We start from the raw sequence: 21949 nt of genomic DNA, 5'->3' as shown, positions 1-21949 counted from the left end.
TCGACGGCCGCGGAGGAGAGTCGGCCCCGGTACCGGCGAGAGACTGGGAGGCGAGCCATGCGGAAGGCCGTTTTCGTGGTGATGATCGGGATGGTCGGCGCGGGGTTGAGCACGCCGGCGGTCGCTGACGGCCCGGCGGTCGGCTTCGACGGGGTACGGACCTGGAACGAGTCGGCCCTCGGCGCGGTACGCGCGCTGCGGGCCGGCGACGCCGACGCGGCCCGGTGGTACGCGATGCTGAACGTGGCGATGTACGACGCGGTGAACGGCATCGTCGGCGGGCGCGGCGAACCGGCCCGGGAGCCCGCGCTGGTGGCCGGGCCGGGCCCGCGCGACGGCGACCCGTTCGCGGCGACGGTCGCCGCGGCGCACGCGGTGCTCGTCGCGGTCGACCCGGCCCGGGCCGCGACCTATGACGCACAGCGCGACGCCGACCTCGCCAAGGTGCGCCCGGGGCAACGGCGCACCGCCGGCGCGCGGTGGGGCGACGAGGTGGGCCGGCGGGTCGTGCGGGCGAGGGCCGACGACGGCTCGACGCCGGTGCAGAGCCAGCCCGCGGGTACCGGACCCGGCGTGTTCCGGGCCGACTGGTCCGGCGTGCAGTACCGCGACGTGCGCCCGTTCGCCGTCCGGGACCCGGCGGCGTTCCTGCCCGGTCCGCCGCCCGCGCTGACCGACATCGGGTACGCGGCGGCGTTCGCCGAGGTGGCGGTGCTGGGCGACGCCGGCCTGCCCGCGCCGGACCTGCTCGCCACGTACCAGTTCTGGTCGCTGCCGGCCGGCTCCGATCAGCCGCCCGGCGAGTGGCTGCGCATCGCGCTGACCGTCGGCGGCGACCGCCACCTGTCGCTGGCACAGGGCACCCGGATGACGGCGCTGCTCAGCATGGCGCTGGCGGACACCACGGTGACGACCATGCGTACGAAGTACACCTACCGGCACTGGCGGCCCACCACCGCGATCCGCGAGGCGGACACCGACGACAACCCGGTGACGCAGGCGAACCCGGCCTGGTCGGCGCGCGGCGGCACGGTGGGCGGCACCCCGGAGTGGGTGTCCGGGCACAGCTCGTACAGCGGCGCCGGCGCCGCGGTGCTGGCCGGCTTCTTCTGCGCGGACGACGTCCCCTTCGCACACGCGACCGACACCGCGCCCGGCGGGCAGGCGCGCACCTACCCGAGCTTCTCGGCGGCGGCGACGGAGGCGGGCCGCTCGCGGGTGTACGGCGGCCTGCACTTCGCGTTCAGCGACCGGGCCGGCCAGGGTATCGGGCGGGGCGTCGGCGACGAGGTCCTGGCCACGCGGCTGCTCCGGGTGGACGGCACCACCCACTTCGGCCACTGCCCCCGCTGAGGCCGCCGACTGTCGTCCCGGCGACCGGGTGCTGGCACACACGGTCCGGGGGGTCGAGACTGGGCCGGTGGCGGCTTCCGTCCTCAATGACGTCATCGAGCGGGCGCGGCGGCGCAGCTTCGTCGGCCGCCGCGATGAGCTGCGCGCCTTCGACGACGCGCTGGACGGGCGGTCGCCGCGGCGGGTGCTCTTCGTGCACGGCCCGGGCGGGATCGGCAAGACGACGCTGCTCCTGGAGATGTTCGCCCGGGCCCGGGCCGCGGGGCGGGCTCCCGTGCTGCTGGACGGAAGAGAGATCGACCCGTCGCCGGAGGGCTTTCACCGGGCGGTCCCGCGGTCCGGCGATGACCGCGGCGCGGTGCTGCTCGTCGACTCGTTCGAGCACCTGGGCGCCCTCGACAGCTGGCTGCGCCGCGAGTTCATCCCGGCGCTGCCGGCGAACGGTCTCGTGGTCCTCGCCGGGCGCGAGCCGCCGTCGCCGACCTGGCGGGTGGACGCCGGCTGGCGGCAGGTGGTCGCCGTTCAGCGCATCGACCATCTCGGCGAGAGCGACAGCGCGGACCTGCTGGCCCGGGCCGGTGTCGCGGAGCCGGGGCGGCAGCGGTTGCAGGCCCTGGGCCGCGGCCACCCGCTGACGCTCGCGCTGCTGGCCGACGTGGCCCGGAGCGGTACCGTCCCGGCGACCCTCGCCGAGGTACCCGATCTCATCTCGGCCCTGCTCGAGTCGCTGCTGCGGGACGCGCCCTCGGAGGCTCACATGATCGGCCTGGCGACCTGTGCGCAGGCCTGGCTGACGACGGAGGACCTGCTTCGCAAGACGGTCGGCGCCGACGCGGCCGACGTGTGGGGGTGGCTGCGGCGCCGGCCGTTCGTGCACTGCCGGCCCGGCGGACTGACCCCGCACGATCTCACCCGGGAGGTCCTCGAGGCGGAGTTCGAGCGCCGTTCACCGGACCGGTACCGGTCGCTGCACCGGATCATCCACGATCATGTGGTCGCCGGTATCCGGGCCACGATCGGCCTGGATCGGCAGCTGCTCGCCCAGCAACTGGCGTACCTGCACCGGCGCAGCCCGCTCACCGAGTCCTACCTCGACCTGCGCAGGCAGGGCTCGGCCGCCGTCGTGCCGGCCAGGCCCGAGGAGTACGGACCGGTCGTGTCGCTGATCGAGCAGGGCGAGGGCCGGGTGAGCGCGGCGCTGGCCGAACGGTGGTTCGCCGACGAGCCCGACGGCCTGAACGTGGTGCGCACCGAGGAGGGTGTCGTCGCGTTCGCGTACCGGATCTTCTTGCCGTGCGGTTCGCCGATGGAGGAGCAGGACCCGGTCGTCCGTGCGATCCTGCGGTACATCGACCTCACCGCGCCGACGCGCCCGGGCGAGCGCGTCGACATCGGCCGGTTCTGGGCGGGCGTCCGCGACTTCCAGCGGGACAAGTACGCGTTGCTGGCCGGCACGGTCACCTCGATCATGACCTGGTGCACCGAGCCGGTCGCCTGGTCGTTCGTGGTCACCGTCGACCCGGAGTACTGGGGGCCGTTCTTCGACTATCTCGGCTTCCGGCCGCTGGTCGAGGTCGCCGTCGCCGGCCGGTCGCACACCGCGTACGGGATGGACTGGCGCCGTTTCCCGGTCGAGGTCTGGCTTGATCTGATGAACGAACGCGAGCATCAGGGCGGAACCGGGCCGCCACCGGACTCGGCGCTGCGCCCCCAGCCGCTGTCCCGGGCGGCGTTCGGCGACGCCGTGCGGTCCGCGCTGCCGCACCTCAACCGCCCTGACCGGCTCGCCGGCAGCCCGCTGGTCGGCAGCGCGCTCGGCGCCGACGCCACCGAGATACGCGGGAACGTGCTGACGGCGATCGCCCGGCTCGCCGGCGAGCCGAAGGGCGACCGGCTCCGGGCCGTGTTGAACCGTACGTTCGTCCACGCCGCGCCCAACCAGGAAGCCGCGGCCGAGGTGCTCGGCCTGCCGTTCAGCACCTACCGCCGGCACCTGGGCCGCGCGGTGGAGCAGGTGACCGAGCTGCTGTGGGCGATGGAGATCGGCACCGCCGGCACCGGCGGGAATGAGCAGGACCTGAGCGCGGACTGACCTGGAGAACGGGCAGGCACCGAGGGCACGCTGCCGTCATCGGCTATTCGATGGAGGTGCGATGTGGCACGGATATTGATCCTCGGTGCGGGCCTCGGTGGTCTTGCCACGGCGATGCTGCTGGCGCGCGACCGGCACGAGGTGATCGTCGTCGAACGCGACCCGGCCGGGCCGCCGCCACCGGCGGACACCGACACCGCCTGGAACGACTGGCAGCGGCGCGGTGTCAACCAGTTCCGGCTGCCGCATTTCATGCTGCCGCGGTGGTGGCAGCAGGTGCGGGAGCTGCTTCCGGAGGCCGGGGACGCGCTGCGGGCGGCGGGCGCGCGGCAGGTGAACCTGATCGAGGCGCTGCCGGTGGAACGGCGTGGTCCGATCCGCCCCGGCGACGAGCGGTTCGACACCGTGACCGCCCGCCGGCCGGTGCTCGAGGCGGTGCTGTCGGCCGCGGCCGAGGCCGCCGGGGTGACGATCCGGCGGGGCGTCACGGTCACCGGCCTCGCCACGGACGGGCACTCGCGGGTGCCGCGGGTGACCGGTGTCCTCACCGCGGACGGCATCGCGATATCCGCGGACCTGACGGTGGACTGCGGCGGCCGGCGGTCGGCGCTGCGCTCCTGGCTACAGGCGATCGGCGCCCGCGCGCCGATCGAGGAGCGGTCGGACTCCGGCTTCGTCTATCACTGCCGGCACTTCCGCTCCCGTACGGGCGGACAACCGGCGATGCTCACCAACCTGTTGCAGCACTACGACTCGCTGTCGGCGATCACGCTGCCCGGGGACAACGGCACCTGGAGCGTGGTGCTGGCCACCGCGAGCCGGGACAAGGCGCTGCGGTGCCTGCGCGAACCGGCCCGGTGGCACGCGGCGGTCGCCCGATATCCGCTTGTCGAACACTGGGCGGACGGCGAACCGATCTCCGGCGTCGACGTGCTGGCCGGCATCGAGGACCGGTACCGGCGCCTGGTCGCCGACGGTGACCCGGTCGCCACGGGGGTGGTCGCGGTCGGCGACGCCTGGGCGTGCACCAACCCCTCGGTCGGCCGGGGCGCCTCGATGGCGCTGATCCAGGCCCGCCTGCTGCGGGACCTGCTGCGGGAGACCGACCCGGCCGACCACGACAAGCTCGCCCGCCGGTTCGACGAGGCGAGCACGCAGGTCGTCGAGCCGCTGTACCGGGCGACCGTCTGGAACGACCGGCATCGGCTCGCGGAGATGGCGGCCGACGCCGCCGGCGCGCCGTATCGCACCGATGATCCGCAGTGGCCGGTGAGCAAGGCGCTGCTCGCGGCCGGCCTTGTCGATCCGGACCTCGCCCGCGGCTACACGTCCGTCGCCGCCTTCATCGCCACACCCGACGAGGTGCTCGGCGCGCCCGGGGTCGTCGACCGCGTCGTCGCGCTCGGCATGGGCGCCGCGCAGTATCCGCAACCCGGTCCGGCGCGTGGCGAACTACTCGCGGCGATCGCCTGAGATGGACATCGACCTCGGCGACATCACCATCCACGTACGCGACACCGGCTCGGGCACGCCCGTGGTCCTGCTGCACGGCTGGCCGGACACCGGTGACCTGTGGCGGCACCAGGTGCCAGCACTGAACGCGGCCGGATACCGGACGGTCGCGCCGGACCTGCGCGGCTTCGGCGGATCGAGCAAGCCGGCCGACCTGGCCGCCTACGCGCCGGCCGCCCTGGTCGGTGACGTTCTCGGCCTGCTCGACGCGCTGGACATCGAGCGCGCACACCTCGTCGGCCATGACTGGGGCGCGGCTGTCGCCTGGATGACGGCCGCGCTGGCACCCGGCCGGATCGCCTCGATCACCGCGCTGTCCGTCGGCCATCCGGCGGCGATTCGCTCGGCAGGCCTGCGGCAACGCGAGAAGTCCTGGTACATGCTGCTGTTCCAGTTCAGGGGCGTCGCCGAGCGGTGGCTGTCGGACGACGGGTTCCGCAACATGCGCGAGTGGTCAGCGCATCCCGACATCGAGTCGGTCGTCGAGCGGCTCGCCGACCCGGCGGCGCTGACCGCCGGCCTGGCGCTGTACCGGGCGATCCTGCCGCCGGAGTCGCTCGTCGAGCCGGCGGCACCGGTGCCGCCGGTGAGCGTGCCGGCGATGGGCGTCTGGAGCAGTGGCGACTTCGCCCTGATCGAGGACGGGATGACCGGCTCGGCCGGACACGTGACCGGACCGTGGCGCTACGAGCGCGTCGAGGGCGCCGGCCACTGGCTGCAACTCGACGCCCCCGGCGAGGTCAACGCCCTGCTGATTGACTTCCTCGGCGGGCAGGGCACTTTTGTCGGTGGGGTGCGCGAGGATGCCGTCATGACACTACGAGAGGAGTAGGACATGAGCCGGGTTCGACTGCTGGTGGGAACACGCAAAGGCGCGTTCGTCCTGACGGCGGACGGCACACGCCGGGATTGGACGGTGAGCGGGCCGCACTTCGGCGGCTGGGAGATCTACCACGTCAACGGGTCGCCCGCCGATCCCGACCGGTTGTGGGCGTCGCAGTCCTCGAGCTGGTTCGGGCAGATCATCCAGCGCTCCGACGACGGCGGGGCGTCCTGGCAGCCGGTCGGCAACGACTTCGCCTACCAGGGGCCGATCGGCGACCACCTCTGGTATGACGGCACACCCCGCCCCTGGGAGTTCAAGCGCATCTGGCACCTCGAGCCGTCGCGCACCGATCCCGACGTCGTCTACGCCGGCGCCGAGGACGCCGCGCTCTACCGCTCGGACGACGGCGGCCAGAAATGGCAGGAGCTGACCGGCCTGCGCACGCACGAGTCGGGGCCGCGGTGGCAGCCCGGCGCCGGCGGCATGTGCCTGCACACGATCATCCTCGACCCGGTGAACCCCGACCGGATCTTCGTCGCGATCTCCGCGGCCGGCGCCTTCCGCACCGACGACGGCGGCGTCACCTGGCAGCCGATCAACCGGGGCCTGCGCTCCGGCCAGATCCCCGACGAGGACGCCGAGGTCGGCCACTGCGTGCACCGGCTGGCCATGCACCCGTCCCGGCCGGACGTGCTGTTCATGCAGAAGCACTGGGACGTGCTGCGCACCGACGACGCCGGCGGATCGTGGCGGGAGATCAGCGGCAACCTGCCGACGGACTTCGGATTCCCGATCGCCGTGCACGCGCACGAGCCCGACACCGTCTACGTCGTGCCGATCAAGAGCGACTCGGAGCACTACGTGCCGGACGGCAAGCTGCGGGTCTACCGCAGCCGCACCGGCGGCGACGAGTGGCAGCCGCTGACCAAGGGGCTGCCGCAGGCCGACTGCTACGTAAACGTGCTGCGCGACGCGATGGCCGTCGACACGCTCGACGACTGCGGCGTCTACTTCGGCACGAGCGGCGGTCAGGTCTACGGCTCCGCGGACGGGGGTGAGACCTGGAACGCGATCGTGCGCGACCTGCCCGCCGTGCTCTCGGTCGAGGCGCAGGTGCTGCCGTGATCCGGGTCGTGCTGCCGCCGCACCTGCGCAACCTCGCCCAGATCAGCGGCGAGCTGCACCTCGAGATCGGCGGCGCGGTGACGCAGCGCCGGGTGCTGGACGCGGTCGAGGAGAGATATCCGATGCTGCTGGGCACGATGCGGGACCGCCGGACCGGCGAGCGCCGGGCCCTGGTGCGCTTCTTCGCCTGCGAGGAGGACCTGTCCAACGAGTCTCCCGACACGCCGCTGCCCGGCCGGGTCGCCGCCGGCGAGGAGCCGTTCCTCGTCGTCGGCGCGATGGCCGGCGGCTGACCTGCGGCGCCGGGCACGGGCGCGGGGTCCGCGGTGGGTGACGTCACCGCGGACCGGCACCCGGGCGCCCGGCGCATGCGGCAGAATCGCCGGCATGGCTGACGTCTTCCAGGTTCGCATCGGTGTCCGCGGCTACGAGCTGGACGTCCAGGGCCACGTGAACCAGGCCGTCTACATCCAGTACGGCGAGCACGCCCGCTGGAGGTGCTTCCACGCCGCCGGGATCAACACCGCGGTGCTGATGGCGGCCGGGTTCGGTCCGGTGGTGCTGGAGACCAACGTGCGTTACCTCAAGGAGCTGCGCGACGGCGACGAGGTCGACGTGACCTGCCAGTTCCACTGGGGCGACGGCAAGACGTTCCGGGTGGAGCAGGACTACACCCGCGCCGACGGTGCGCCGGTCGCCCGGCTGACCAGCGTCTGCGGGCTGCTCGACCGGGAGACCCGGCGCCTGCTCGCCGACCCGCCCGCACGGCTGCGCGAGATCGTCGCCGACCCGGCGATGCTCGGGCTCTGACACCGGCTACGCACCACCCTCGCCGAACGGTCGCGGCTTGACGTTTTCCCATATGGGAAAATATGGTGGCTGCCATGGCACGAGCAGCGACGACGTCGGACGCGTTCAACGCGATCGCCGAGCCGCAGCGCCGGGACATCCTGGCCCTGCTGCGCTCGGGTGAGTGGCCGGTGACCGACCTGGCCCAGGAGCTGGGGATGAGCCTGCCGGGTGCGTCCAAGCACCTGCGGGTGCTCCGCGAGGTGGGGCTGGTGCGGGTCCGCGGCGCGGGCAAGCAGCGCCTCTACGGCCTGGACGCCGGCGGGCTGCGGCCGATCCACGAGTGGACCGGCGGGTTCGAGCGGTTCTGGAGCGAGAGCTTCGACCGGCTGGACGCCTACGTGCAGGACCTCAAGCAGACACGTCAGGAGGAATGACAGATGACGGGCGCAGGGCAGGATCTGGAAACGGCCGACCGGGAGATCGTGATCTCCCGGGTCATCGCCGCGCCACGGGAGCTGGTGTTCGAGGCGTTCACCGAGGTCCGGCACCTGTCGCGGTGGTGGGGCCCGGAGGGGTTCAGCACCACCACGCGGGCCTTCGAGTTCCGCGTCGGCGGAGTCTGGGACTTCGTGATGCATGGGCCGGACGGGACCGACTACCCCGAGTGGATCACCTGGACCGAGATCGTCCCCTCGGAGCGGATCGCGCTGCTGCACGGCGAGCACCGCGATGACCCGAACGCCTTCGCATCGACACTGGCGTTCGAGCCGGACGGCACCGCGACCCGGATCGTGATGCGCACGGTCTTCCCCACCCGGCAGCTGCGCGACGAGGCCGTGGAGAAGTACCACGCGATCGAGGGCGGCGAGCAGACGCTGGGCAACCTGGCGGCCTACGTCGCCGAGCTGACCCAGAAGGAGCGCCCCTGATGGCCGGGAAGGTGTTCTTCAGCGTGTCGATGTCGCTGGACGGCTTCATCGCGCCCGAGTCCCCCGAGGAGTTGATGGGGCGGCAATGGGTGGAGCTGCAGGCGTGGGTCTTCCCGCAGCGGTTCTTCCGGGAGAACCTCAAGCTCGGCGGGGGCGGCGAGGAGGGGCGCGACAACGACATCCTGCGGGAGACGTTCGAGCGCACCGGCGCGAGTGTCATGGGCAGGCGCATGTTCGACGCCGGCGAGCACGCGTGGCCGGAGGAGGCGCCGTTCCACACGTCGGTCTTCGTCGTGACGCACGAGAAGCGTGACCCCTGGGAGAGGAAGGGCGGGACCACCTTCCACTTCGTCGACGACGGCATCGGGCCCGCGCTCGACCGGGCCCGCGAGGCCGCCGGTGACCGCGACGTCCGCATCGCGGGCGGCGCCGCGACGATCCTCCAGTACGTGAACGCCGGCCTGGTCGACGAGTTCTCGATCGCGCTGTCGCCGGTGCTCTTCGGCGCCGGCATCCGCCTGTTCGACGGCGTGGACGCGTCCAGGGTGGCGCTGGAGCCGGTCCGTGCGGAGCCGTCGTCCCGGGTGACGCACCTGACCTACGCCGTGCACCCGCGCTGACCGCGAACACTTTCCGCCGTTGCGGCGAACTACGGGTGTGAATCATCTGGAGGACACGAGACAGGTTCGGCGGGTGACGGATACCGATGCCGATGTCATCGAGGAGGCGAAACGGGTACCCGAGCGGTTCACGGCGATCTTCGACCGGCACCATCGGGCCATCTACGCGTACGTGGCCCGGCGGCTCGGGCCCGACCTCGCCGAGGACGTGGCGTCGGAGACCTTCCTGACCGCGTTCGACCGGCGGCACAGCTACGACCCGGACCACGGCGACGCGCGGCCGTGGTTGTTCGGAATCGCCTCGAACCTCGTCGCGCGGCACGTCCGCGCCGAGTCGCGGCGCTACCGGGCCATCGCCCGGGCCGGCGGGCAGGAGCTCGCCGGTGAACGCGGCACCGAACACGGGTTGATCGACGGCCACGCCGGCGCGGTCGCCGGACGCCTCGACGCGGCCGCCGTGCGGGGCCGCCTCGCCGAGGCACTGCGACGGCTGCCGGAGCCGGTACGCGCGGTGTTGCTGCTGGTGGCCTGGGCCGGCCTCAACCAGCAGGAGGCCGCCGCGGCCCTCGGCATTCCCGCAGGCACGGCCCGGTCCCGGCTGCACCGGGCACGACAGGCGATGCGACAGGCGCTGGGCGCCGATATCGAGACGGAGCAGTGATGGACGAGATCACCGTGTTGCGCGAGAGTTTCGACCCGGACGCGGCGCCGTCTCCGGCGGCGCGGGAGCGGGCCCGGACGGCGTTGCAACACCGGATGAACGCCCCCGGCGGCGCCGGACGCAGCCGGCACTGGCGCCTGCGCGTACCGATCGCGATCAGCGTCGCCACCGCGACGGCCGTCGTGGCGGCCATCGCGGTCACCGACCGCGGCGGCACGGCGCCGGCGGGGCCCGCCGGGCGGCAGGAAAGCACGCAGGCGGGAAGCCCGACGGGCGGCCGCACCGCGGCGATGCCCTATCTGCGCCCGGTCAGCGCCGCGCAGTACCTGGAGAACGCGGCCTGGTCGGCGGAGCGGCAGATCTGGACCGACCCGGACCCGGAACAGTTCATGTACGTCGAGACCCGCGAATTGCGGAACCCGCGCGGATACGAGAACAAATACCCGAACGGCACGCTCGTACCCGGAAAGGCGAAGTACCGGAAAATCCAGGTGTGGACGCGCGTCGACGGCCAGGTCCAGGGCACGATGCGCAACGGCAGAATCGAGGTGATCCGGCAGAACCAGGACGGCGTGACCTTCGCACACCTCGACTGGTCCCGGGTCGCCGCGCTGACGACGCCGGAGAAGGTCCGGGAGTACGCCGAACGCCCCACGGGCCCGGTCTGGGTGGATCCCGACGCGCTGATCGGCCAGTACGTGGTGCCCCCCGCGGTGCAGGCGGCCGTCTTCCGCTACCTGGCGCGGGAGCCGGGCATGAAGGTCAACCTTTCCGCGGTGAACATCGACGGCCGCCCGGCGATCGGCATGGGGCGGATCCTGGAGGGCTACCTCTCCCAGGAGCTGCTGTTCGACAAGGAGACCTACCGACTGATCGGCGAACGCCTGATCGCCGTGAGCGGCAAGGTCAGGACCGCCGACGACGGCACCGTCGTCACGCGCGAGGGCGACCTGCTGCGGCAGGTGATCTACCAGCGGATGACCATCGTGGACAGGCTCGGCGACACGGCGTAGCCGCCGCGCGGCATCGGCCCGGGGAAGTGTGCACCCACGGGCCGATGCCGTTGCCGCGGGTCTGTCAGGCGGCGATGGACGGCAGGAGCACCTCGGCCGCGTCCCAGATCCGGGTCGAGTTGTGCGAGTTGAAGGACGCGCCCGAGTAGAAGGTGCGGTTGCGGCCCTGCAGCGCGTTCAGCCGGCGGTAGAAGCCGCCCGCGATGGCCTGCGGAGTGACGTGCAGTTCGAAGGGGGTGTGGCTCTTGAACACCTCGAGGTCATCGAGGACCAGGGGGTAGGTCCCGGCCTTCGCCACCCGCTCGATGTCGGCCCGGATGCCGCGCCGGACCTGGCCCTCCGGCAGCGGCGCCGTGCTGCCGTACTTGACGTTGTACAGGCCCGGGACGCCGGTCGGGCCGATGCCGTAGATGCCGGGCAACGGCGGCAACTGGTACGCCGTGTCCGCCGCCGCGTTCGCCAGGTCGACGCCCGCGGGCAGGCCGGACATGCGGACCACGCCGGTGTAGTAGGCGCCGCTGATGAACTGGCCGAACACGTTGCGCTCGGTCGCGTCGAGGTCGAAACCGGCGAAGTTGCGCAGCAGGGGCGGGATGGTGACGACGAGCTTGCGGGCCACGATCAGGCGCGGGCCGTCCGGGGTGGCGACCAGCACCTGCACACCGGACGCGGACCGCTCCACCCGCAGCACCTGCGAGTCGAGCAGCACGTCGTCGCCGAGGTGTGCGGTGGCCCGCTCGTACAGCAGGCTGTTGTTGTGCGCGGCGGTGGTGAGGAAGCTGCCGCCGAGGATGTTCTTGACGACGCCCTGGCCGAAGGTGTTGATCGAGTAGAGCGCGGGCAGGTCGAGGATGTCGCCGATGCCCTGGCCGTACTGGAAGACGAGCGGAACGACCGAGCCGACGTTGTGTTTCGCGACGAACTCGCGGAACGGGGCGACCAGGTCCTGCGGCACGGGGTCGGGCAGGTCGAAGAACGTGTCGATCGGGCCGTACTGGCTGATCACCCGGTAGTACTCGGGCAGGGCGGCGGGCGGCGGCTGGGTGTAGTCGACCCGGCGCCCGGTACGGAAGTCGATGTAGGTGGTGTTGCCGCGAAAGCCGGCGAGCGTGGTGAGTTCGATGCCGAACCGGTCGAAGTAGCTGCGGACCAGCGGCTGATCCTCGAAGACGACGACGCCGATGTCGACGGTGCCTCCGGTCGCCGGGTCGTGGTGCGTCTCGCAGTGCCCGCCGAGGCGGTTCCTGGCCTCGACCACCGCGACGCTCCGGCCGAGGTCGCCGAGGCGCACCGCGAGGTAGGTGCCGGCCGAGCCGCCGCCGATGACGCACACGTCGCGGCGGATCACGTGCTTCGCATCGAGGCCGTCGGCGGCCTCCAGGGCGGCCGCCTCGGCCGCGGACCCGGTGAGCGTGCTCGCAACGGTTCCGGCGGCCGTCGCACCCATCAGGCCGAGCATTTGTTTGCGTGTCATTCCCACGAGCGGGTCCCCTTATCCACAGGAGCAGATAGTCGAGGTACACCCTAAGCGTGATCAGTCGACATTGGAGGGTCGAATGCATGAATGGCCGTTGGTACGGCCCGAACGCTCTGGTGGTACAGGCATGTACCGCAACCGTCGGATGGGCTCGGCGCCGGCCCGCGAGACCGCCGTGCCTGACCGAATTGCCCGTACATCGATGATCGGCCAGCGTTCCCGGGACATTTTTTGAAACGGGGAATCGCCTGTCCATGTTGCTCCGGCGTACGCGCCGGTCACTGTCCGCTGTCCTGCTCGGCGCCCTCGCCACGATGCCGCTCGCCGCCACCGCCCATGCCGCACCGGACCGCCCGGTCACCGCCGGCGACATGTCCGTGACCCTGGTCGGTGACCGGCCGGCGATCGCGAGCATGACGATTCGCAACAACGGCGACGAACCGGTGCAGGGCTTCAGCGTTCGCCTGCCGCAGCCGCCCGTACCGATCACGGTGGACGGCGACTTCGTGAACTGCTACAACGCCCGCGAGGACCGCCCGCTCGCCCGGCCGGCTTCCTGACCGCAGGCCTGACCGTCCTGGTCACCGGCGTCGCTCTGCTCGTCGCGACGCGGCGCCGCGCGGCACGCGCCGAGAGCTGACGGCCCGGGCCCGCCGCCTTTCGGTCACCCGAAGGGCGGCGTACCCCGAGCCGTCGATCCGGCCGGGGTCGGCACCGGCACCCGGATCACCAGAGTACGGGCCAGCTTGTCGTGTATCGCCTGGTGGCGGGCGTCCACCAGGGCCCAGGCCGCGCCGAGCGGGAAGTACGCCAGCACCAGCGCGCGGATCAGGGCCGACAGCCAGGACAGCGGCCGTTCCCGGGAGGCGACCACCCGCAGCCCGAGTACCGCCATGCCGGGTGTCCGGCCGGCCAGCGCCCAGAAGAGCGCGCAGTAGATCGCGAGCAGGGCCGGCAGGATCAGCAGGTACGACACGGCGACCGCGTGTGCCAGCTCCCGGGTCCGGCTGCCGATGAACGCCGCGATCAGCATCGCGATCAGGACGCCCCCGCTGTAGACCAGCGTGACGATGACGGCGTCCAGCGCGTACGCGATCGATCTGCTCACCGCGCCGGCGTATTCGCGGGCGGCGGGAGCGGTCATGTGCCGTCGAGGGACGGCGGGACGGGTGACGGCCGGGTGCCGCGATGGAACATCCGGAAGGTCAGGCGGTCGACCGCCGAGTCGCCGGTGGCCGCGCCGGTGCGGATGCGGCCGATCAGCTCGTCCACCATGGTCTCGCGCTGGCCCTGTATCAGTGCCTGAATCCGGTCCGGCTCCTTCTCCAGAAGCTGGAGTACGTCGTCCAGGATGCCCCGGACCAGCGGGCGCAGCACCCGATCGAGCTGGGCGTCGACGAACCAGTTCACCACCGGCAGGGTGGCGGCGGCGGTGACCGCGGTGTGTGCCGCCTCGGCCGCCCGCTTGCGGCGCACGGCGCGTTCGGCGGCTCCGCGCGCGGCGAGCTCGCCCATCCAGCGCTCGCGCTGGGCCGCGACCCGGCGCAGGTCGGCGAGGAGCCCCGCGGTGGACTCCTCGGCCCGGTAGACCGCGCCCGCCGCGACGTCGCGCCACCGCAGGCCCGGGGTGGGCGGGGTGGGCGGTGTGGGTGGGTCCGTGGCCGGTAGGGGTGTCACTACGGTTAGCTGCTCGGACTCAGTGGCCGTCATTCGTCCACGGTGCCCGGCGGCGCGCTCGCGCGGGCCATCCCGTACGGGTGAGTGTGCGGCGACGATTCGGACACCGCGCGTGAAAGCCGACCTCGCGTACCGTTTTCGCCATGGCAGGTTTCGAGCTCAACCCGGTCGGCCGGGTCGAATCTCCGCTGAACGACCCGGCGACCGCGCCCAAGCAGGGCGACGAGGGGTCGCCGCCCGCCTGGCTGGTCTTCGATCCCCGGTACGCGGACGCCCTGAGCGACATCCGGCCGGGTGACCCGCTGCTGCTGCTCACGTGGCTGGACCGGGCCGACCGCGGCGTCCTGCGGGTGCACCCGCGTGACGACCGGTCCCGCCCGCTGACCGGGGTGTTCAGCACCCGTTCGCCGGACCGGCCCAACCCGATCGGCCTGCACCAGGTCACCGTGCTGGAGGTCGGCGACCTGCGCCTGCGGGTCGCCGACCTGGAGGCGCTCGACGGCACCCCCGTCCTCGACGTCAAGCCGGTTCTCAGGCCTTCCTGACGCGGCGGCGGGTCAGCAGGATCGCGGCCGCGCCCGCGAGGAGCAGGACCAGGCCGGCGAGGGCCAGCGGCGTCGTGGCGGTGCCGGTGATCGGCAGGGTGGGCCCGCCGCCGCCGGTGCCGCCGGTCGGCGTCGGCGACGCGGACGGCTTGATGATCTCGGCCCGGTAGGCCGCCTCGTTGTTGGTCAGGTCCGCGTCCGGCGCGACCAGGTTGAGCTGCGGGTTGAGCCGCGCGCCGTTCTTGTCGTACTCGCCGACCTCGAAGTGCACCGTGAACGAGAAGGTCTTGCCCGCATCGATCACGATGAAGTCGTAGCACCACATCTGGCCGTGCTCGGCGGTGCAGCCCTTGGGCCAGCCGTCGGAACGCAGGCCGCGCAGCAGGCCCGAGTGGAACCGGACCGGGGTGCGGTACGGGCCGGCGTTGTGGATGCTGAACGTGGCGTCGAACTTCGATCCGACCTGCCAGGGACCCTTCGGCGCCTGCACGGCGACCGACACCTCGCCGCCGGCGGTGATGAAGACCTTCAGGGCGGCGACGTTGTTCGCCGGCTGGGGGTCCGGTATCTCGGTGGTCAGGGTGGCCTTGGTGGTGATGTAGTCGCCCTGCGGCACGCCGGCGGCGACGTCGGTCTCGACCCGCCAGGAAGCGAACGCCAGCGCCTCCTTGGTCTTGCAGGTCACCGTCCGCTTGGCGGCGTCCGCCACGCAGGGCACGCCGTTCGTCGGGTAGCTCTCGGAGGTGCGGTACGTGACGCCGTCGGGCAGTTCCAGCACGACCGTCCGGTTCTGTGCCACGCCGCCGGTGCGCTTGCCCGTCTCGATCACGTAGGCGATGTAACCGCCGGGCGCCGCCGTCCTGATCGAGGTCTCCTCGTGGAGGCTCACGGTCTCGTCGGAACTGGTGGGTGGTGCGGCGGTCGCCGGCCCGGCGAAGAACATGGCACCGAGTACGGAGACGGCGACCGCCGCTACACCGCGTCGAATCAACGTGACCACTTGCGCTCCCTCGTGTTGAGTCGGCGGAGGTTAGCGCAAATATGAAGTTTTCTCTGCCCCGTCGCCTACGGCAGGCAGGTGACGGTGACCTGGGCGCGGAAGAGGTGCCCGAAATAGGGATCGTTGAACGTTTCGAAGATCTGCGGCTCCCCGGCGAGCGTGCAGGCGCCGTAGAGGCCCTCGGACTGTGCGGAATTCTGCGCGTCCTCGAACGCGCCCTGCACGGCGTTCTGCGCGGTCAGGCCGCGCCCCGCGCCGCAGAACAGCGGGCTGGCCGCCGCCGGCCCGGCGACCAGCATGACCAGTGCCGTAGCGCCCGCCGTCGCGGCGAGCCCCGCGCCGGCGCGGTGGCCCCAGCGAAGATTCATCGACATGCTCCTCTCTTAAGGATGTCGATGGGTAGTACACCGCGCCGGCCCGAACCGTTCAGGCCTATCGGCGGAAGGGCCCGGTGACGCAGTACGTGATGCCGCCGGAGGAGGAGCCCGAGGTGCCGCGTTGCGAGGAGAAGTACAGCCGGTCGCCGGCCGGGGTGAAGGCCGGTCCGGTGATCTCGGAACCGCTCTGACCAGTGATCCGCAGGAACACCGACACCGTGTCGTCGGGGGTGATCACGCAGATCTCCATGTTCCCGCCGTCCTCCGCGACGTACAGGTCCCCGGCGGTGGTGCCGGTGACGTTGTCGACGCCGGTCAGCGGCGCGGTGCCGGGGCTGACCAGGCTGTCGTCGTAGGCCAGCTCGTAGGTGCCGCTGAGCAGGTTGACCTGCCAGACCCGGTTGTCGCCCTTGGTGGTGAACCAGACGGTGTCATCGGCGTAGTGGCAGCCCTCGCCGCCGTTGAACGCCTTCGACCCCGACACCTGGCGGCGGGTCGCCGTCGGCGAACCGTCCGGATCCGGTACGGCCGCCCAGGTGAACGACCCGGAGGTCGCGCTGCCCGCGCGGAGCACCTGGAGCGTTCCCGAGGACAGGTCGCCCCACGCGGTGGGTATGAACCGGTAGAACCGCCCGTCCGTCTCGTCCTCGGTCAGGTAGATCACCTGTCGTACGGGGTCGGCGGCGGCGGCCTCGTGCTTGAACCGGCCCATCGCCGGGCGCGCCACGGCCGTACCGCCCAGCGGGTACGTCTCGTACACCCGGCCCAGCGTGACCTCCTCGCACGACAGCCAGGTGTTCCATGGTGTCTTGCCGCCGGCGCAGTTGGTGTTGGTGCCGGACAGGATCCGGGAGGCGCCCACCACGGCTCCGGTGGAGGAGAAGAGGATCCGGGAGGCGCCGCCGCCGGCCGCCGCGCTCACCTCGGAGTTCGACACGTAGATCCAGCCGGTGCCGTTCGGGATCACCGCGCCGCCGTCGGGCGCGTCGTGCCATACATACGACGTCCCGGGCACCGCCTGCCGGGAGCGGGCGATTATCGAACTGGTGAAGCCGGCGGGCAGCGCGATGCCGTTGGCGTCGGCCGCTTGCAGCGGGCCGTACGGCCCCGCCGCGTTCTGCGCCGGTGCACCGTACGCCGCCGACCAGGCGGTGAACGGCAGGGCCAGCGTTCCCGCGCCGACGACGGTAGCCCGCAACATCGTTCGCCGATCCATAGAACCTCCTTGATGGGTTCCACGGATCTGAACGTGTGCGGTTTGACGGTTCCGGTGCATGGGATGAACGCCGATGGATGGTTCCACGGGCATCCGGTGTCGTCGCCCGGATCATGTTCCGCGGGGGAACGGTCGCTGAACGTCGGATGAAACCTAACGCTCGTTCATGGATCTGGGTGGACCCCGCGGTTACCGTCTGTGTCATGCGGCTCGGTGTGCTGGACGTCGGTTCGAACACCGTGCATCTGCTCGTCGTCGACGCGCACCGTGGCGGTCACCCCACCCCGATGCATTCCGAGAAGACCCAGCTCCGGCTCGCCGAGCACGTCGAGGCCGGACGGCTGACCGCGGCCGGAGCCGACGGCCTGGTGCGCGCCGTGGCGCGGGCGAAGGTGTCCGCGATGAACGCGGGCTGCGAGGAGCTGCTGGCGTTCGCGACCTCGGCGCTGCGCGACGCGGACAACTCCGCCGCCGTCCTGGCCCGGGTCCGGGCGGAGACCGGCATCGTCCTGCAACTGCTGTCCGGCGAGGACGAGGCCCGCTACACCTTCCTCGCCGTCCGCCGCTGGTACGGCTGGTCGGCCGGGCGGCTGCTGGTGCTCGACATCGGCGGCGGATCGCTCGAGCTCGCCGCCGGCCTCGACGAGGACCCCGAGGTGGCGCTCTCGCTGCCGCTCGGCGCCGGCCGGCTCACCCGGCAGCGGCTGACCGAGGACCCGCCCGCCCGCGGCGACCTCGACCTGCTCGCGGCGGACCTGGACGCGGCGCTCACGCCGGTCGCGCGGCAGCTACGCCGCGGCGGGCAGTACGACCTCGCCGTCGGCACGTCGAAGACGTTCCGCTCGCTGGCCCAGCTCGCCGGTGCGGCCCCGCCCGGCGCCGGGCTGCGGGCGCCGCGCACGCTGACCGACAGCGGGCTGCACCAGCTGTTCGGATTCATCAGCCGGATGGCCTCGGCCGACCTGGCGGGCCTGGACGGGGTCAGCCCGGGCCGCGCACACCAACTCGTCGCCGGCGCGCTGGTAGCCCGCGCCGCGATGCGCGCGCTGAAGGTCAGCGAGCTGCACATCTGCCCCTGGGCGCTGCGCGAGGGTGCGATCCTGCACCGGCTGGACACCCTCGGCGTGCCCACCCCGGCGCAGCGGCCGTGGCCGCTCACCGACCGGTACCCCGGTACCCGCAATCAACCTCGTACGGCGACGGTGCTGGGCACGCCCGCGGCGAGACGACGCTGACCCGCACAGGCCCTCGCCGCGGTGTCAGGTCCGTCTATCCTGTACGCACTGATCTCGATCCGTCACGAGGAGTTCATGTGCCTGAACGCACCACCGCCAAGACGGTGACCGTCGAGTTGGGACAGTTGGCGCGCGCGGCGGTGCTCACCGCCGCGCCGGACCAGATCGACCTGTTCACGGCGGCCACGGCGCGGTGGGACGCCGGTGCCGGGCGCCGCGGCGGTACCGGGGGATCGGTCGGATCCGGGATCGAGCCGGTGCTGCTCGCCGAGGTGATCGGCCAGGTGCTGCTCGGCGCCGTGGCGGAGGTGCTGGGTGCCGCGACGGTCGCCGCGTGGGGCCGCCGGCGCCGGTGGTTCCGGCGCCGCCGGGATGCCCGACCCGGGCCGGCCACGCGCGTGACGCTCGACGCGGACCAGGCCGAGGCGGTGCGGGCGGCGTGCGTGCGGCACGCGACGACGCTCGGGCTCGGCCCGGCCGAGGCGACGATGCTCGCCGACGCCGTGCACGGGGCGCTGTGCCAGGCGCTGGCGGAGGCCGACCCCGTCGATGAGTAGCCCGGCCGCGGACCCGCGGCCGTCGCCCGCCGTCGCCGGTTCGCCGACGGTCGCGCCGCCGCGCCGCCTCGCGGGAACGTACGTCCTGGTGGCGGTGGCGCTGATGCTGCTCGGTGGCGGCGCCGCGGCGGCGGCGCGCGACTCGTACGGCGCGCCGCAGGTGACGGCCGCGATCCGCTGCCTGGGCGAGCAGGGCATCGACTGGCGGGCCCTGCTACGGGTCGATTCGCCGAGGCAGCGGAGCCCCGAGATCCGGGAGCGGATCCAGACGTGCGCCACGCCGACGACGCGCGACCAGAGCCTGGTCATGCTGGCCGGCGCCGTCCTGCTGCCGGCGGCCGCCGTGCTGCTGATGATCGGCGGGGCGGTGCTGGTGCGGAGGCGGCTGTCGCGCGCCGCGGTGCCCGCGGCGCACACCGTCGCGGCCGGGCTCGCGGCGGAACGCTTCGAGGCCTGGTGCGACCTGCTCGGGCTCACCGGCCGGCGGCGTCCCCGGCTCGTCCTCACCGCGCCGTACGCGTCCGGGCGGCAGGCGTTCACCACCGGCCTGCCGTTCGCCGCCCCGCGGGTCGTGCTGCCGCTGGGCCACGCCTACCTGGAGCCGGCCCGGTTCGACGTGCTGGTGCTGCACGAACTCGCCCACGTGCGGTCCCGCGACGTGTCCTGGGCCGCGGCGGTGTGGTGGACGGGCTGGCTGAGCGTTCCGGTGCTGCTCCTGGCGCTGAGTCCGCTGGCGCGGTGGCCCCGGCAGCGATCGGTGCTTCTCGACCAGTACCTGCCCTCGCTCGCGCTGGCGGTCGCGCTCACGGTGATCGTGCTCGGCCTGCGGGCGGCGTTGCTGCGCCGGCGTGAGCTGGCGGCGGACCGCTACGCGCGGGAGGTCCTCGGCGACCCGCACGCGCTGCACAGCGTGCTCGGTCCGCTCGGCGACGGAGCCCGGCGGCCGGCGGGGTGGTTCCGGCGGGTGCTCGAGGTGCACCCGCCGCCGGCGGTGCGGGCGGGCCTCGACCCGGCCGCGGCGGACCGGTGGGAGGGCGGGTTCGCCGTCAGCGCGGTCGCCGGAATGCTGGCGATGTTGACGGTGCAGTCCGTCTACGTCGCCCTGGGCGGCCTCGGCCTGGGGTGGGACGCCCGGCTGCCGCTGAACCTCGCGGCCGCCGCCGGGAGTCTGCTGTGGGCGGGCGTGCTCGTCCCGGCGTGGTGCCGCCGGGCACGACAGGCGACCGCGGACGGCGCGCCGACCTGGCTGGGCCCCGTGGCCGGCGCGGTGTTCGGCACGCTCGCGGGGTTCCTGGTACAGGCTCCTGGACAGGCGACGAGGATGAACCCCGGGGTCTGGCAGGCCCAGTTCGCCGGCCACCTCACCCTCGGCGCCGGGACAATGGCCGTGGTCACCGCCGGCGTGGCGGTCCTGACCGCCGGGCTCGCCGTGTCGGCGGACCGGCCCGGCCGGGCCGTCGGCGCGGTCCTCGCCGGCGCGGCCGCGTGGACCGTCGCGTTCACCACCTCCATCTGGGTCCTGATCGGATACCTACAGGCCCCGGACCCCGGCCAGGTCCGGACCATGCTGATGGGCGCCGGGCTGTGGGAGTGGCGGTGGGCGCCGCCGCTCGTCCTGGCCGGCTGCGTGCTCGCCGCGCGGGGCCGCCGTGCGGTGCCCGCGCCGGTCGCGGTGTGGGTGATCGGTGTCGCGGCGCTCGCCGGCGGCGTCGCCGCCGGACTGACCTGGCGGCTCCGGATCGACTCCGCCGGGTCCGACGACCAGCTGTTCGTACTTGTCAGCCAGCGATCCATGATCTGTGCCGCCGCCGGGTGGGTGGTCCTGGCGGTGCTGCTGCTGAACGGCCGCCGGGGCGGTGCGGCGGTGCCCGCGATCCCCGGCGCGCTGGCCGGCGGGTTCGTCGCCGCGGCGCTGGCCGGCGCGGTGACGTTCGGCGTCGCCGCCGCCGGCGGCCGCGGGCGCAGCCTGGGCGTGCTGCTCGCCGCGGTCCGCTGGCCGATGTGGCAGCTCTTCCTCGCGGCCGTGCTGACCCTGCCGGTACTGCTGGCCGGCGCGCTGCTCGCGGACCGGTACCGGCGGCGCGAGCAGCGGCGGGCCACCGGCCGCGTCGCCGCGATCACCGCGGGCGTGCTCGTCGGGGTGCTCAGCGTGGCGCTGGCCGGGGGCGCCCTGCCACCGCTGGCGGTCGGCCCGCACGACTGGTCGGACTACCTGGCCTCCCTCGAGACGGCGCCCGGCCGCGAACCGGTCCCCGTCCTCGCGGTACCGGCGGTGCCGTCCCTGCCCGCCGCCGTCGGCGGCGGCGACCCGGGTCGTCCCCTCGACGCCGCCGCGGCCGCCGCGGCGCTGGTCGTCGCCGACCGGCTGCTGCCGGCCGGGCATCGGCGCGTCGAGACGGCCTCCGCGGACGACGGCACGGTCCCGGACGTCCGGCCCGAGACCTGCCGCGCGGCACTAATCCGCCACCGGGAATCGGAGCGGGCGCGGCCCCGCACCGCGAACGTCACGCGGCAGTACAAGATGCCCGTCGGCCCCCACCCGGAGGTGACCGTCACCGTCGGCATCACGTCGTACGTGACGCCGGTCCGCGACTTCCGGATCGATCAGGAGCTGACCGACCGGTGCGGGCACCTCACGCTGCCGGCGGCGGCGAGCGACAACGGCCTGATGGAGGGCGGATACGCGAGCGCGACGGCACCGGCCGTGCCGTACCCGGCGTACCGCACCGACTTCACGCTCACCGGCCCGGTGCGCACGCTGCCCGTGGTGACGACGATGTCGTCGCAGCGGGTACTCGTCGGGCACAACCTCGTGTCCGTCGAGATCCTGCTCAGCGGTTTCGGCGGGCCGCCGTCGGCGGAGGTGCTCGGCTACCGCGAGCGGCTCGGCGAGGCGCTCCTGATCGCGATCGTCGACGGCCTCCGGCTCGACAGATGACCGG

Annotated in this window: 22 protein-coding genes and 1 pseudogene; 17 read left to right on the top strand and 6 right to left on the bottom strand. The window is 73.0% G+C overall.

The genetic code is table 11. The features are described 5' to 3' along the window. Positions 1-57: 57 nt before the first annotated feature. From BJ971_RS26120 to BJ971_RS26065, 12 genes are all read left to right on the top strand, one after another. Entirely contained in the window at positions 58-1353 is a 1296-nt protein-coding gene (locus BJ971_RS26120; RefSeq protein WP_184995840.1) for a vanadium-dependent haloperoxidase, read from the top strand. Positions 1354-1420: 67 nt separating this feature from the next. After that, complete coding sequence (locus BJ971_RS26115) at positions 1421-3445, top strand: ATP-binding protein (protein ID WP_239087151.1); 2025 nt, start codon at positions 1421-1423, stop codon at positions 3443-3445. Positions 3446-3508: 63 nt separating this feature from the next. Next, on the top strand, positions 3509-4918 hold the full coding sequence (locus BJ971_RS26110) for an FAD-dependent oxidoreductase (protein ID WP_184995838.1): 1410 nt from the start codon (positions 3509-3511) through the stop codon (positions 4916-4918). Position 4919: 1 nt separating this feature from the next. Beyond that, positions 4920-5789: an alpha/beta fold hydrolase gene (locus BJ971_RS26105; RefSeq protein WP_184995837.1), complete on the top strand. Its 870-nt coding sequence runs from the start codon at positions 4920-4922 to the stop codon at positions 5787-5789. A gap of 3 nt (positions 5790-5792) precedes the next feature. Next, positions 5793-6908: a WD40/YVTN/BNR-like repeat-containing protein gene (locus tag BJ971_RS26100; RefSeq protein ID WP_184995836.1), complete on the top strand. Its 1116-nt coding sequence runs from the start codon at positions 5793-5795 to the stop codon at positions 6906-6908. Beyond that, positions 6905-7201, top strand: coding sequence for a MoaD/ThiS family protein (locus BJ971_RS26095; protein ID WP_184995835.1), 297 nt, complete (start codon positions 6905-6907; stop codon positions 7199-7201). The genes BJ971_RS26100 and BJ971_RS26095 overlap by 4 nt, the downstream gene beginning before the upstream one ends. A gap of 94 nt (positions 7202-7295) precedes the next feature. Continuing rightward, positions 7296-7718, top strand: coding sequence for an acyl-CoA thioesterase (locus BJ971_RS26090; protein WP_184995834.1), 423 nt, complete (start codon positions 7296-7298; stop codon positions 7716-7718). 74 nt (positions 7719-7792) lie between these two features. Beyond that, on the top strand, positions 7793-8134 hold the full coding sequence (locus BJ971_RS26085; RefSeq protein ID WP_184995833.1) for an ArsR/SmtB family transcription factor: 342 nt from the start codon (positions 7793-7795) through the stop codon (positions 8132-8134). 3 nt (positions 8135-8137) lie between these two features. Beyond that, complete coding sequence (locus tag BJ971_RS26080; RefSeq protein WP_184995832.1) at positions 8138-8629, top strand: SRPBCC family protein; 492 nt, start codon at positions 8138-8140, stop codon at positions 8627-8629. Next, positions 8629-9249: a dihydrofolate reductase family protein gene (locus tag BJ971_RS26075; RefSeq protein WP_184995831.1), complete on the top strand. Its 621-nt coding sequence runs from the start codon at positions 8629-8631 to the stop codon at positions 9247-9249. Before BJ971_RS26080 ends, BJ971_RS26075 begins: the two co-directional genes overlap by 1 nt. A gap of 73 nt (positions 9250-9322) precedes the next feature. Then, entirely contained in the window at positions 9323-9910 is a 588-nt protein-coding gene (locus tag BJ971_RS26070; RefSeq protein WP_239087152.1) for an RNA polymerase sigma factor, read from the top strand. After that, positions 9910-10923: a hypothetical protein gene (locus BJ971_RS26065; protein ID WP_184995830.1), complete on the top strand. Its 1014-nt coding sequence runs from the start codon at positions 9910-9912 to the stop codon at positions 10921-10923. The genes BJ971_RS26070 and BJ971_RS26065 overlap by 1 nt, the downstream gene beginning before the upstream one ends. 64 nt (positions 10924-10987) lie before the next feature. On the opposite strand, the gene BJ971_RS26060 is transcribed toward BJ971_RS26065, so the two are convergent. Further along, positions 10988-12397 (bottom strand): FAD-dependent oxidoreductase, encoded by a 1410-nt coding sequence (locus BJ971_RS26060; protein ID WP_184995829.1) that lies wholly within the window; start codon positions 12395-12397, stop codon positions 10988-10990. Between the two features lie 257 nt (positions 12398-12654). Between BJ971_RS26060 and BJ971_RS26055 the strand changes: the two genes are divergently transcribed. Next, on the top strand, positions 12655-12960 hold the full coding sequence (locus tag BJ971_RS26055) for a copper chaperone PCu(A)C (RefSeq protein ID WP_184995828.1): 306 nt from the start codon (positions 12655-12657) through the stop codon (positions 12958-12960). 104 nt (positions 12961-13064) lie between these two features. Here BJ971_RS26055 and BJ971_RS26050 read toward each other — a convergent pair whose 3' ends face one another. Together BJ971_RS26050 and BJ971_RS26045 are read right to left on the bottom strand one after the other, a co-directional pair. Beyond that, positions 13065-13544 carry an RDD family protein gene (locus tag BJ971_RS26050; RefSeq protein WP_184995827.1) on the bottom strand — a complete coding sequence of 160 codons (480 nt, stop codon included), beginning with the start codon at positions 13542-13544 and terminating at the stop codon, positions 13065-13067. Next, a complete protein-coding gene (locus BJ971_RS26045; RefSeq protein WP_184995826.1) occupies positions 13541-14110 on the bottom strand; it encodes a hypothetical protein in 570 nt (189 codons plus the stop codon). The genes BJ971_RS26050 and BJ971_RS26045 overlap by 4 nt, the downstream gene beginning before the upstream one ends. A gap of 110 nt (positions 14111-14220) precedes the next feature. Here BJ971_RS26045 and tsaA point away from each other — a divergent pair, with 110 nt between their 5' ends. Next, positions 14221-14622, top strand: coding sequence for a tRNA (N6-threonylcarbamoyladenosine(37)-N6)-methyltransferase TrmO (tsaA, locus tag BJ971_RS26040; protein WP_184995825.1), 402 nt, complete (start codon positions 14221-14223; stop codon positions 14620-14622). Here tsaA and BJ971_RS26035 read toward each other — a convergent pair. The 3 genes from BJ971_RS26035 to BJ971_RS26025 all read right to left on the bottom strand — a co-directional run bounded on the left by BJ971_RS26035 (position 14609) and on the right by BJ971_RS26025 (position 17215). Next, positions 14609-15622, bottom strand: a complete 1014-nt coding sequence (locus BJ971_RS26035) for an LPXTG cell wall anchor domain-containing protein (RefSeq protein WP_184995824.1) — start codon at positions 15620-15622, stop codon at positions 14609-14611. The two genes, tsaA and BJ971_RS26035, sit on opposite strands and share 14 nt — an antisense overlap. A gap of 65 nt (positions 15623-15687) precedes the next feature. Continuing rightward, positions 15688-15990: a hypothetical protein gene (locus tag BJ971_RS26030; RefSeq protein ID WP_184995823.1), complete on the bottom strand. Its 303-nt coding sequence runs from the start codon at positions 15988-15990 to the stop codon at positions 15688-15690. 64 nt (positions 15991-16054) lie between these two features. Continuing rightward, positions 16055-17215: an alkaline phosphatase PhoX gene (locus BJ971_RS26025; protein WP_184995822.1), complete on the bottom strand. Its 1161-nt coding sequence runs from the start codon at positions 17213-17215 to the stop codon at positions 16055-16057. Between the two features lie 203 nt (positions 17216-17418). Between BJ971_RS26025 and BJ971_RS26020 the strand changes: the two are divergent. From BJ971_RS26020 to BJ971_RS26010, 3 genes and pseudogenes are all read left to right on the top strand, one after another. After that, positions 17419-18345 (top strand): annotated as a pseudogene (locus BJ971_RS26020) (Ppx/GppA phosphatase family protein); the annotation flags it as partial. Between the two features lie 182 nt (positions 18346-18527). Continuing rightward, positions 18528-19007: a hypothetical protein gene (locus BJ971_RS26015; RefSeq protein WP_184995820.1), complete on the top strand. Its 480-nt coding sequence runs from the start codon at positions 18528-18530 to the stop codon at positions 19005-19007. Then, the gene (locus BJ971_RS26010) at positions 19000-21945 is read left to right on the top strand and encodes a hypothetical protein (RefSeq protein WP_184995819.1); all 2946 of its coding nucleotides are present in this window, start codon (positions 19000-19002) and stop codon (positions 21943-21945) included. Before BJ971_RS26015 ends, BJ971_RS26010 begins: the two co-directional genes overlap by 8 nt. Positions 21946-21949 lie beyond the last annotated feature (4 nt).

Origin of the sequence: Amorphoplanes digitatis (genome assembly GCF_014205335.1) — a bacterium.
GTDB classification, from domain to species: domain Bacteria; phylum Actinomycetota; class Actinomycetes; order Mycobacteriales; family Micromonosporaceae; genus Actinoplanes; species Actinoplanes digitatus.
The sequence above is the reverse complement of the archived record's forward strand: the minus strand, read 5'-3'. Positions and strand labels throughout refer to the sequence as shown.